The 12,014-nt window shown below is 51.7% G+C and carries 10 protein-coding genes, 1 tRNA gene and 1 pseudogene; 2 read left to right on the top strand and 10 right to left on the bottom strand.

The genetic code is table 11. The features are described 5' to 3' along the window. Positions 1-13 precede the first annotated feature (13 nt). Both hsdR and QPM17_RS10460 read right to left on the bottom strand, forming a co-directional pair. Entirely contained in the window at positions 14-2,446 is a 2,433-nt protein-coding gene (hsdR, locus tag QPM17_RS10465) for an EcoAI/FtnUII family type I restriction enzme subunit R (protein ID WP_285390651.1), read from the bottom strand. A gap of 273 nt (positions 2,447-2,719) precedes the next feature. Then, positions 2,720-3,010 (bottom strand): type II toxin-antitoxin system Phd/YefM family antitoxin, encoded by a 291-nt coding sequence (locus tag QPM17_RS10460; protein ID WP_285390650.1) that lies wholly within the window; start codon positions 3,008-3,010, stop codon positions 2,720-2,722. Between the two features lie 103 nt (positions 3,011-3,113). Here QPM17_RS10460 and QPM17_RS23775 point away from each other — a divergent pair. Beyond that, a pseudogene (locus QPM17_RS23775) lies at positions 3,114-3,250 on the top strand (transposase domain-containing protein); the annotation flags it as partial. A 9-nt stretch (positions 3,251-3,259) separates the two neighbouring features. Here QPM17_RS23775 and QPM17_RS10455 read toward each other — a convergent pair. After that, positions 3,260-3,439, bottom strand: coding sequence for an RSP_7527 family protein (locus QPM17_RS10455; protein WP_285390764.1), 180 nt, complete (start codon positions 3,437-3,439; stop codon positions 3,260-3,262). Positions 3,440-3,566: 127 nt separating this feature from the next. Here QPM17_RS10455 and gcvA point away from each other — a divergent pair, with 127 nt between their 5' ends. Further along, a complete protein-coding gene (gene gcvA / locus QPM17_RS10450; RefSeq protein WP_285390649.1) occupies positions 3,567-4,514 on the top strand; it encodes a transcriptional regulator GcvA in 948 nt (315 codons plus the stop codon). A 242-nt stretch (positions 4,515-4,756) separates the two neighbouring features. Here the strand turns inward: gcvA and QPM17_RS10445 are convergent, their stop codons facing one another. The 7 genes from QPM17_RS10445 to QPM17_RS10420 form a co-directional block, all read right to left on the bottom strand. Next, positions 4,757-6,553 carry a DUF2326 domain-containing protein gene (locus QPM17_RS10445; protein WP_285390648.1) on the bottom strand — a complete coding sequence of 599 codons (1,797 nt, stop codon included), beginning with the start codon at positions 6,551-6,553 and terminating at the stop codon, positions 4,757-4,759. Continuing rightward, positions 6,540-6,788: an ABC-three component system middle component 8 gene (locus QPM17_RS23725; RefSeq protein ID WP_340366519.1), complete on the bottom strand. Its 249-nt coding sequence runs from the start codon at positions 6,786-6,788 to the stop codon at positions 6,540-6,542. The genes QPM17_RS10445 and QPM17_RS23725 overlap by 14 nt, the downstream gene beginning before the upstream one ends. Continuing rightward, positions 6,782-7,735: an ABC-three component system protein gene (locus QPM17_RS10440; protein ID WP_285390647.1), complete on the bottom strand. Its 954-nt coding sequence runs from the start codon at positions 7,733-7,735 to the stop codon at positions 6,782-6,784. The genes QPM17_RS23725 and QPM17_RS10440 overlap by 7 nt, the downstream gene beginning before the upstream one ends. 347 nt (positions 7,736-8,082) lie before the next feature. Further along, a tRNA-Phe gene (locus tag QPM17_RS10435) sits at positions 8,083-8,158 on the bottom strand. A 108-nt stretch (positions 8,159-8,266) separates the two neighbouring features. Then, the gene (locus tag QPM17_RS10430) at positions 8,267-8,539 is read right to left on the bottom strand and encodes an oxidative damage protection protein (protein WP_285390646.1); all 273 of its coding nucleotides are present in this window, start codon (positions 8,537-8,539) and stop codon (positions 8,267-8,269) included. 94 nt (positions 8,540-8,633) lie between these two features. Continuing rightward, positions 8,634-9,698: an A/G-specific adenine glycosylase gene (gene mutY / locus QPM17_RS10425; protein WP_285390645.1), complete on the bottom strand. Its 1,065-nt coding sequence runs from the start codon at positions 9,696-9,698 to the stop codon at positions 8,634-8,636. Then, a complete protein-coding gene (locus QPM17_RS10420) occupies positions 9,695-11,875 on the bottom strand; it encodes an AsmA family protein (protein ID WP_285390644.1) in 2,181 nt (726 codons plus the stop codon). The genes mutY and QPM17_RS10420 overlap by 4 nt, the downstream gene beginning before the upstream one ends. Between the last annotated feature and the right edge of the window lie 139 nt (positions 11,876-12,014).

Below are 12,014 nucleotides of genomic sequence, written 5' to 3'. Positions count from 1 at the left end.
GTGGTCATTCGGATTATGAGGTTTGCCGGTACAGCTCGTCTTCCAGGTCTTTCACGGCTTTGGTGTAGCCGGGCTTGCCGCCAAAGGCCTGTAACAGCTCCATGGGCGCACCGAGCTGGCTGAAGGGGGCAATGGTAAGCACCTTCATGTCCTCGATGGGTTCGATACCGTCATCGGTGTACTTGTCCAGCAGGGCATCCAGAACCTGTTTGCTGGCCCCCTCGTATTTGCTGAAGTAATCCTGCTTGCGCACGTGTTCAGCGCGCTCCTTGCGGCTCATGGGCGGCTGGTCGTAAACGATGTGGCAGATGACATCGAAGGGGTCTGGCTCGGCGCCCAGCTTTTTGCTTACGTCCCTGATGAGGTCGTCCCAGATGACACCTTGCTCGGCTAGTTCTTCGATAATGGCCTGTTTTCGCTCGGCCTGGTTCCAGTGTTTGAGGAAGTCCGTAAGTGTTGCATATTGCTCTTTGACTTTCTTGCGGGTGAAGTCTTTCAGGCTCTCGGTGATGAGCTTGCCGTCCGGCCCCAGATACTGGACACGTTCAGCAATAACGGTCACTTCGACATCACCCACAACGTAACGAGTTCTGCCTCCACCCGTTCCGCCGCCCTCGCCAGGGCCGCCGGTATCACCGCCCGTCGGGTCGTCGGTTTCCCAGCCGGAGCCGGGCTCCACTTCATAGCCTTCTGGTTCCTCACCACATTCGTGCTCCAGATCTGTGGTAGGCGTTGTCTGTTCGTCATCGGGGTTAACCGGGTCTCCGGCGCCCGGTTCATAGACCTTCACCGGGTCGCCGTCGAAGGCCGGGTCTGCAAACAGCTCGGTGGCTTTCTTGAAGTCCAGGATGGTGAACCAGTGCTTGTTGTAATCGTCGTTGATGCGCGTGCCACGGCCGATAATCTGCTTGAACTCGGTCATGGACTGGATCCGCTGGTCCAGCACGATGAGTTTGCAGGTTTGCGCATCCACGCCCGTGGTCATCAGTTTGCTGGTGGTGGCAATCACCGGGTAACGCTCTTCCGGGTTGATGAAGTTGTCCAACTCCGCCTTGCCTTCCTGCTCATCGCCGGTAATGCGCATCACGTACTTGCGGTTCTCCTTCACGCGCTTCGGATTCAGGTTCACCAGGGCCTGGCGCATGCGTTCGGCGTGGTCGATGTCTTCGCAGAACACGATGGCTTTCTGGTACGGATCGGTCTGCTCCAGAAACTCAGTGACTTTCTGTGCCACCACTTCGGTGCGCTTCTCAAGAACCAGAGTGCGGTCGAAATCCTTCTGGTTGTATATGCGGTCGTCTATCAGCTCACCGTGCTTGTCTGTCTGGCCCTTGTTCGGGCGCCAGCCTTGCAGGTCGCGGTCCAGGTCGATGCGGACCACTTTGTACGGGGCCAGGAAGCCGTCTTCGATCCCCTGCTTCAAGGAGTAGGTGTAAACCGGCTCGCCGAAATAGTCGATGTTGGAGACTTCTTTGGTTTCCTTTGGTGTCGCGGTCAGGCCGATGTGAGCCGCCTCAGAGAAATATTCCAGAATCTGGCGCCAGGCAGAATCCACGGAGGCGCTGCCCCTGTGGCACTCGTCGATAACCACCAGGTCGAAAAAGTCGGGCGAGAACTGTTTGTAGATGTTCTGCTCTTCCTCGCTGCCGGTGATGGCCTGGTAAAGGGACAGGTAAATCTCGTATGACGGGTCCACCGTTCGGTTGGTGACCTTGGTCATGGCCTGGCCGAAGGGCTTGAAGTCGTTGTTCTTGGTCTGGTCCACCAGAATGTTACGGTCGGCCAGAAACAGAATTCGCTTCTTCTGCTTGGACTTCCACAGCCGCCAGATTATCTGAAAAGCGGTAAAGGTTTTGCCTGTGCCAGTGGCCATTACCAGCAGGATTCGGTTCTGGCCCCGTGCCACTGCTTCTACGGCGCGGTTGATGGCGACCGTTTGGTAGTAGCGTGGTGTTCGGCCACTGCCGTCGTCGTAGTACGGCTGTTCGACGGTTTGCCGGCCAGCCTGGGTGATGCCTTTGAACTGGCAGTAAAACTCCCAGAGCGTGTCTGGGGAGGGGAATTCATCCAGGCTCAGAGTGGATTCGGTTTTACCGAAAAGGCCGGTACGGTCGTGGAGCAGGAAGCCATCGCCATTGCTGCTGAAGACGAACGGTGCATCGAGGGCATCGCTGTAGGCCAGTGCCTGCTGCATACCGTCACCAAGGCTGTGATTGTTGTCCTTGGCCTCAATGATCGCGATGGGCATGTTCTTCTTGTAGCTCAGAACGTAGTCTGCCCGGCGGCGCTTGCCTCGGGTGTGCAGGCGGCCACGAACGATGATACGGCCAGCGGTGAACGATACTTCCTCCCTCACCTGGCTGTGCATGTTCCAGCCTGCTTTCTCCAAAGCGGGGTTGATGAACTTGCTGCAGATGTCCCGCTCTGTGAGCTTTTTCTTGTCCATGCGCCCGCCGCCGTTACTTCCTGTTTGCAACTATCTGAGTTGAAATAGTTTTGTCGCTTCAGGGTAGCTCAAATCGTCAGGTTTCAGAAGGACTGGTCAATTCTCAGGGTTTGCGGGAGATTTTGAGGGGTGCTCACGTATTTGGCAGCTGTGGAAGAACAATGTTTTTGGGATCTGAGTTTGATCTTGTAGAAGTCGGAGGAACCCTTTAACTGGTGTTTCGGAATTCTTGGGTTTTCCAGGATCTTCAGAAACTCCGCCTGGATAGTAGGGTTAAGCTTGTTCCACTCCTTGAGCGCTTTTTTCTTGAATTGCAGCTCGTAGCTCATCGATAGTCACCGGTACTGATTCGTCGTCCATACGCTTGCGTGCCTCCTGTAGAAGCCGGTAATCCTCGAGCTGCTCTTGCATCTGTTCGAATGTCTCGACAGGTACCATGTAGGCCCTGGGCTTGTTGTGACTCAGGATCACAATCGGTTCGCCATTAGCCTGGTTGAGCACCTCATTCGGATTAGCCTTCAACTCCGAAATGGTGGCTGCAAGCCTCGCAAAAAGGCTTCTCATGGTGGTTTCCTCATTGGTTTTTGAGCGGCTGTTCTGTTGTTTTTTTCCGCAGGCAGTCAGAGGCTAGTATGAGTAGATACTTTGAAGGATTTTTCAAGAGATGTGCGGACTGCACGACATCAATCCTACACTTATCTGGCGGACGTGCTGCAGCGCATCAGCCAGCACCCGGCCAGTGAGGTCAGTGACTTGACGCCGCGTCTGTGGAAAGCGCGGTTCGCCGACAAGTCACTACGGGCATCAGATCAATCAGTGACTCGGGGACTGTTTAGAAGCCACAATCTGAAACCGATAACGAAGAGCAGCTTTGAACCTTTTCACCAAGGCTGTGGTCTTGTCCGCGATGTACTGGTTGCGTTCTGCTTTGGCCAGTTTTATATAGTAATCAATTTCGGTGCTGCTCGGCATAGTTGAGTATTGCTTAGCCATGGTGTGATCCTCTCAGGTGGCGTCTATAAGTTTCTATGTTGACTATGCTAATGAGGCCAAGGCTATTGGAAAAGCGATCCTTTCTAACCATAATGATGAGAATGATTCATCATAAGTGGTAACGCCTATGCGTCGTCTTCCTCCTCTTAATGCGTTGAGAATGTTTGAGGTCTCTGCCAGAAAAAGCAGTTTTGCGGCTGCGGCAGAGGAGTTGTCCGTGACCGCTTCTGCCGTTAGTCACCAGATCAAAACGCTTGAAGAATATTTAGGGGTAAGACTGTTTAGCCGAAGCAAGCGGAAGGTTGAGCTGACGCCATCCGGGGAGCAGTATCTGATGTCCGTCAAGCACGCGCTGGATGAGATTGAGATGGCGACTCGCCGATTGGCAACGAATAAGGAAACCAATGTCGTTCAGATTAGTGTGGCACCCAATTTTCTGACCCGGTGGCTAATGCCACGGATGTCTCGTTTCCGGGAGCTCTATCCGGATATTGAGCTTCAGATAAACGCTTCTATGGGATTGCTCGATTTCAGTCGGTCGAGCACCGATATGGCGGTCTACTATGGGCACGGCGAATGGGATGACATTGAGGTTCACTTTCTGCAGAAAGTTATGCTGGTGCCTGTGTGTAGTCCGAAGCTTTTAAATGGAAAGCTTCCTCTGGAGGTTCCGGAAGACCTGCGTCATCACACATTAATCTATGTCAGCAAACGCAAATGGGAGTGGGAAGATTGGCTACAATTGGCTGGCGTAGAGTTCATTACCCCAAGGGACAGCCTTCAGTTATCCAGTGGTCAGCTAACCACCGCGGCCGCACAGGAAAATCTGGGTGTGGCTCTGGCAGATCCCACACTGACATCCAGAGAAATCAGTTCAGGGGATCTGGTAGTGCCGTTCAATATTCCGCTTGATACGCACAGGGCTTTTTATCTCGTCTATCAGAAACACCGCCCTTTAACCTCGGCCATGAAGGCCTTCAAGGAGTGGTTGATGAGCGAAATGCAAGCCATCGACGCTTATGACGTGGGGCATGCTCCGTCACCGGGTAAGAGCGCCAACAAGAAGCCTCAGTAACGGACATTACTAAAGAGTAGTTGGATTAAATACTGGGGGCGGGTCAGATGTACCCCCCTTAGGGGTACCTGACATGCAAACCGAACTGAAACACACCGGTAATAAATCTGTGAACTTGTGGAGTCTAGGAAAGTTTGAAGATGGTCCCGAACCGCGCTCAGCGTTCCCCGCGGTGATGAATTCCGGCTGGGAAGGACCCGCCGAGACAGCACAGAGTGCTGGTGTAACCTTGGCGTTGGCTTTTACCAGCTGGCCATTCTAAAGAGCCTTCCAGAACTATCCTCATCATGAAGTCTCAGTACAACCTGTGCATTACTAAAGACGGGAGAGTCCTGCGTATTTCTTGCCGGAAGATCTGAGTCAATTGCAGTTACAATCATTTGTATTCCAAGATCTGTATATTCATGGATGACCTCTAGAAGATTTTCCTTCTTACGATTGTCTAACGACTCGAATATACCGTCATGGTAAAGCCAGCGCGGGAACCGCCCCTCTAAATGAACTCGAAGAATAGAAAGGTCGAATGCAACGCATAATAGCTTTTTGTATGTGTGTCCGAGGTCAGCACTGGTCGAATTGCCATCGTCATCAAGGATCTCTGCTAAAAATTCAATATGTCCTTGCTGATTCACGGAAACGCTTAATAAAGCTTTTCTTGATAATACCTTTTCAACGATATCACTAAAATACTCTCTGACCTTTGAGAAGCGGCTATTAGGGTCACCGTTGATGGTATCGACATTATGTTCGATCTCCTCTTGGACTTCGGACAACTGGCTCTTTATGTTTCGAAGCTCACTTCTTAGCTCTTGAAGCCGCTTCAAATTCTCCCGTTGCCTTTCTAAGGTTTCAATGTCAGCCTTGATCTTAACTAGATCTCTAGAGATCGATTTGTACTTCTCAAATACATCAACTTCTTTAATAAATCTAAGGTTTTTAGATCGCTCACCTGACAGGTTTTCGATTTGAGCCTTGATGTTGCCAAGTTCATCGTTGATTTCTTTCAGGTCTTCTTCGAGGTAGGACTTTCTTTCTTCGGTAATGGCTTGGTTAAACTCAATTAGCTGATCGAAGTCTTTTTTTATTTGGTCCTTAAATAATACGCCTGCTTCCTCGAATAATTGTTTCGCTTGTTCCGTATCGAAAAGTATAGAGTTATCCTTTATCGATTCCTCAATCTCAGATTTCGATTGGTTAAGGTAATATCTTCTAGTGGTTAAGTCCGCCAATTCTCGGTCGTAATCCGAAATTGTGACTTCGGCTAGCTTTGCATCTTCTTCGCGAAAATCAAACTGGGATAGTAGGGATTCTTTTTTTTCAGATTCACGCAGTTTTAGTTGTAGTAAGCCTTCAATCTTACCGGAATCGAGGTTTAATCCACCCAGCTCGGTCTTGACAGTTTCAAGGGACTTCTCTGCGCTATCGACTTTTTTCTCGGTTTCATATTGTTCGGTAATGAAGGCAGATTCAAAACCTAAGACTTGGGCGAGAAATGGCTTCCAAGTTTCATGCTTGCCTTTGAACTTCTGGAGCTGAAAGACATCTGTATAATCATTTTGGGTTCTAAGTAAATATCCGGTGATTTGTCTGTAGCTCCAAGGTGACAAATCACGGAGATCTAAAGCGCTGTCCAAAACATTTCTTGCTCTGTCGAACGTAACGCCTGCATGATCCCAATGAGCATCATCGAGTTGAGTGAAGTCTTGGTGCTTTTCGTTGTGATATTTAAAGGATATTTTGCTTGGCTTTGACACCGACCGGCGGATTGTTAAGAATTTTTCTGAGGTAATTTGAACCTCCAAAAAGAACACAAAACTTTCGAACATCGATAAGTGTTTGAACAAGAATTGTTTTTTGTTGCGTTGAGCAAGCAGAAGAAAGTCTAGCAACCTTGCCAGTGTGGTTTTTCCAAGGTTGTGAGTGTCCTTTTCTTTGTTCTCCGGTTTTCTTATCTCTGCGATTACAGCATTTAAGCCATCATTAAGAAAAATGGGGGCGAAAATTTCATCTTGATTGCTATAAATTTTAGTTAGTTTCATGATGGTCTATGTATTCAAAAGAATCAGTGTTTTGGTGGTACCTAACTTTCCCCATGATAAAAAGAAAGCTGAGCGCTGGGATGTAAAGGTTCTCTCCGCCAGCAATACGGCTTTTAGTTAGTTTTAAAAGCTCAGAATATTCAATAATTCGATCGTCTTTCAATGCTTTTAACAAAAGCAATGCTGCGCTTATAACTGTGCTGTCGGGGTGTGAATATTTGGTTGGCCTCAACATTCTTCATCCTCACCGATGTCACAGTTCCAATACATATAAAATAGCATAGCCCTAGTCAAAGACCTGTGCCTTCTAAGATCTGGGTCGCGCTCCACCAGTGACCGAAAAATATGATTCAATACTTCATCAAAATTTTGATGGTCTTTCCTCTTTGCGATGATGTTACACTGAAATTCATCAACTGTTGACTCATACATTTTCACAAATTTTGAATTTTGTGGCGCCGAAAGGAAAGAGTCAATTTTTGACGTTTCCTTCAAAAACCGGCTTCGCCAATATCGAGCCCCCTCAACTGTAAAGTTGTTAATTTTGTTTTTTGTTTTATATTCGACCCGGGGGGTTGGAGGCGTGTCATCGATTGTTTTAAAGCTCGCCTTTTGGCCATCTAATGCTTGAATCACCTCAGCGAGGTCATCTGGTGAGACTAGGAGTGGTGCGTCAACAGGATCGAGGTGAACTTGATCAGGGATTTCTCGAAAGAACTTCAGCCACGATTCAAGCTGTTCTATACCGCATACTTTGATCTGGGACTGGGGCAGGTTACAAGCGCTGGATATATAGGAAACAATCTGACTTTCGCCATTTCCTGTCAAGCGTCTGTTAGCAATCAAAAGATAATTATCTAACTCACCTTTTGAAATTAAGCTTTGGATTCTAGGGATTTCTTTTTGAATAACGCAATTTTCATTGTCTTTGCTAAAAAAATCGCTTTCGGTAAAGCTTTTATTTAATCCAATTGTATGTTTTGCCTGGATTATTGTGGTTCCTTGCCAAGGTGAGCTCGTGCTCGGATACCTCTCAGCTATGCCGACGAATTTTGCGTCACGTCCACCATCTGGACCCTTTGCAAACCCTTGTGTTGCTAACCCGAATAAATGCTGACAGATGGCAAGAACCAGTTCCTCGAATTGGCCGTCACTGAGATCAGAGTATGCATATTTCGCCATGTTTCGTCGGTGCCTTTCGGATTTTGTCTCTGCCAGTATGCTTGCTGGTAAACGTATACCCTACGTTCACTATAGGCAATTCTGAACGGCCTAAAATTAAGACCTAGTTTGCGCCCAGTCGTAAGGAGCGTTTGTCTGACGCGAATCGAGGGCGTTTGATTTTGCTCCGGTGTGTTCTTGGTCAGCCCCGTTCTGCGCCTGAGTCACCTCTTAGTCGAAACTAGCAAAAAGGGGAGGAAATTATGATCGGCTTTGCTGTTAGTAAATGAAGGTGCTTACATATTGCTTACAAATCCGAATTCGAGAAACAACAAAGCCCGCACAAGGCGGGCTAAGTCATTGAATCTTGGTGCCCGGAGGCGGAATCGAACCACCGACACGGGGATTTTCAATCCCCTGCTCTACCAACTGAGCTATCCGGGCGCGTTGCGGTACTGCTGTGCAACGGGGCGCTATTAAACCGGTTTAGGTTGCCCGAGTCAAGGCTGTTCCGGGAAAATTTTAATAGGCGCTTCCGCAGGTTGGGTGCGCCTACTTCTCGGGCGGCACATACCCTTCGGCCTTGTCGAACGGCTCATTGTTGAAGAAGCGTTCCATCTGCGCCTGGAGGTACTTGCGAGTGTTGGGGTCCATCAGGCTCAGGTGCTTTTCGTTGATCAGCATGGTCTGCTGGGCCTGCCATTCTTCCCAGGCTTTCTTGCTGATGTTCTCGTAGATGTCTTCGCCTTTTTTGCCGGGCATGGGCGGGAAATCCAGGCCTTCGAGTTCCTGTTGGTATTTGCGACAGAATACGGTGCGGCTCATGTCTGCTCCTGTTTGGAGGTAGAGTTGCGAAATCTGCGGTGGATGATAACAGATTGCGGCGTGGTGGCATTGACCGGTGTTAAGACTGTCCGCCTCAAAGCAGGACGGATTGTTCTGGCGATGTCAGGAGGGTACGTATGGGGGCGGGCAGGCCCAGGGCCAGAGCTTTATCCCGGTGAATCCACCGATGATTTTCGGCGTCTTTGACTTGTGCGGAGCTGTGAACAGTCAGCCGTGCCGGCCGAATGTGCAGGTGGTAGTGGCTGAAAGTGTGGCGGAAACCGCTGGTGAGCGCCGGTTCGCCGCAGTTGAAGCCGAAGGCCTGTTCGCAGGCTTCTGGCAGTTCATCCGGGCCATAGGCCGGGTCAAGTTCCGGCAGGCTCCAGAGGCCGCCCCAGATACCGCTCGGCGGCCGGCGTTCCAGCAGGATGCGCCCGTCATGATCTTGCAGTATCACCATCCAGGTGGTTTTCTCGGGTTTGGTTTTTTTGGGTTTGGAGCCGGGGTAGAGGCCGGTTTCGCCACGGGCATAGGCCTCACATCCGGTTCTCAGTGGGCAGCTTTCACAAGCCGGGCGGCTGCGGGTGCAGACCATGGCGCCCAGGTCCATGATGGCCTGGGTGTAGTCACGGATGCGCTCTTTCGGTGTGTGTTCTTCTGCGCGCGCCCAGAGCAGGTTGAGTACGCTGGTTTTACCCGGCCAGCCGGCAATGGCGTGGTAGCGGGCCAGCACCCGTTTTACGTTGCCGTCCAGTATTGCGGCCCGGCGCTGGAAGGCCTGGGCTATTATCGCCGCAGCGGTGGAACGGCCAATGCCGGGCAGGGTCTGTAGCTGTTCCAGGTCTTCCGGGAATTGCCCGTTGTGGTTCTCAACCACTTGTTGGGCGGCCTTCTGCAGGTTGCGGGCGCGGGCGTAGTAGCCCAGGCCTGACCAGTGGCTGAGCACATCGTCCACTGGCGCAGAGGCCAGCGCTTCCACATCCGGAAAGCGCCGCATGAAGGCTTCGAAGTAGGGGATGACGGTGGTGACCTGAGTCTGCTGAAGCATGATTTCCGAAACCCATACGCGGTATGGGTTCCGGTCATGATGCCAGGGCAGGTCATGCCTGCCATTAGTGTCGTACCAGGCCAGTAGCCTGTGGGCAAAACTGTCACTCATCGGTCGAACAGACCTTTCAGGGCATCCTTGACCTGCTCGCCACCTTGCTCACCGAGTTTTTCCTGCAGCTTCTTGGTGGCCTTTTCCGTGGCTTCGGCTTTTGCCTTATCGACTTCTTCACGGGCCTTGGCTTTTGCAGCATTCGCGGCGATGGTTTTCAGGGTGTCGCGGAAACGGGAACCGTCGAAGGAGCAAAGGCCTGCAGGGTCTTCGGCAAAGTCGCCGCGGCACTCGACAGGAATGACCACGTCTTCCACATATTCCGTGACCCGACAGGCTTCATCCCGGTGGATCTCGCCGACGATGCGAAGGCCAATTTCGTAATCAAGGTTGGAGGCAGCCAGGTCCACGGTGCCGTCGCCTTCAAGTCTCATGCCAGCGAGGGCAGCTACCAGGTCAGTATTGTTCAGAGTATTGCCGTCAATCTTCAGGGTACCTTTCATGTCGTTGAACGGCGTACTGGTGCCCCAGTCCGAGGTTCCCAGGCTTTCCTGGTTGACCAGAGCAATGCCCTGGCAGGCCATACGGGTGAGGTTCATCTGGGTGAACTCGCCTTCGGCCAGGTTGAAGTTGATCTCGCCTTTGGCGTTGTTGCGCAGGGCAGAGATCCGATTGCCAGTGGTTTTCACGTTCACCGCCATGTTGGCGCCCCCCGAAAGCAGGTCCACTTCGGCCAGATCCGTTAGCAGAGGGAGTGTCTGAACGTTCTTGATGTCCTTGGTGATGGTCCACTGGGGGTTGTCAGAGCGGGCATCCAGGGTGACGCTGGAGCGAAACGAACCGTCATAAAGCTTGCCACTGAAATCTTCCACTTTCAGCAGGCCGTTACGCGCAGTAATGGCGGACTTGATGTCATTGATGGTGAGATTGCTCACAATCAGTTCGCCCAGGCCCAGATTGATATCCAGTACCAGTGATCGCAGGGTCTCCAGTGGCAACAGGTCGCCTTCTTCTGCAGAGCCGCCGCCCTGTGGCTGCTCTTCAGCAGTTACTGGTTCTTCGTCAGTGGCAGGGGGGAGATAGCGGTCCACATTGATTGCATCACCCTGCAGGTTGAGGCCGATGGCATTATTGGCCAGACCATAGCTTGCCCCGCCCTTGAATGTGGTGTCGTCCAGGCTGATGGTCAGAGCGGTCAGCTCCACAGTGCCAGCAGGGCCGCCAATGTTGGTGGAGAAGGCAATGGCTTTCATCACATCCGGGTCTTCTGTCTCAAGCGCCGGCTGGCCCAGCGCGGCGAGCAGGGCTTTCAGGGAGAATTCATCAATACTGAGGCTGCCCTCAATTTTCGGCTTGTCACCAAAACCATTAACCGTCAGATCGGTGTTCAGTTTCAGGTCTTCCAGGCTGGCGGTGACGCCGTTGAGGGTCGCGGTTTCATTTTCCAGATTGGCTTCCAGTGAGCCTGCCAGTTCGGCGCGAACGGCTTCGCCGGCAAATGGTTCACCGCTCATGTCGAATACGGCTTCGAGGCCCGATACGCCAAATTCATTGAGGGCCTCGTTGGCGGCCAGGCGTGCGTTTATGTCGCCCTTGACTGCAAACTGGGGCTGATTGGTGGCAAAGCGGAACGCTACGTTCAGCGGGAAGCTGGAGCCCAGCGTAATATCGCTGGCGGTAACGGCGAAGTCTTCGAGGGTGAAGGCCTGGCCGGTGCGTTTGTCTTCGTAATGAACCCGGGCGTTGCTGATTTCGACGCTTTCCACATTGAAGTCAAGCGGCTCGCCGTCGCCAGTGTCTGCCTCGGCCGTTTGCTCGGGGGCCGCATCTTCCTGCTGCTGTGCATCGCCCTCCGGCATGATCCGTGTCCAGTTGCCGGTGCCGTCTTCGTTAACGGACAGATTGGCGTCCAGACCACTGAGCATGAAAGTATTCACCCGCGGCGACATGGTTACCAGCGACCAGAAGCTGACTTTCGCCACCAACTGGTCAAGACGAACCAGCCGCTCTTCTTCCAGTGTTGCCTCAACATCGTTGAGTTCCAGGCCCAGAGGGATGAAGGACCAGCCGATGTCTCCAGCCAGGATCAGGTCGAGGTTGGTGCTGTCTTCAACCACCTTTTCGATTTGCGGCTTGTAGGTGTTGGGATCTATGACGGCAATGGCAATGGCCACGGCGGCAATGGCAAGGATGATCAGGCCGACAATGGCGAGAGCCACATAGCGAACAGCTTTCATGATTCTGGCGTCCTTCCGTTAATTCGTGTCCGGGTACTGGGCGAATTGTTAGTCCAAGGATAACCCAGGGGTAACAAAATAAAAGCCTGGATGTATGACAATACGTTAGTGATCAGCCAAAATAGGCACCTTATTTCCA

Origin of the sequence: Marinobacter azerbaijanicus (genome assembly GCF_030250645.1) — a bacterium.
Taxonomy (GTDB): domain Bacteria; phylum Pseudomonadota; class Gammaproteobacteria; order Pseudomonadales; family Oleiphilaceae; genus Marinobacter; species Marinobacter azerbaijanicus.
Note: the sequence above shows the minus strand (reverse complement) of the source record. Positions and strands in the feature narration are given on the sequence as shown.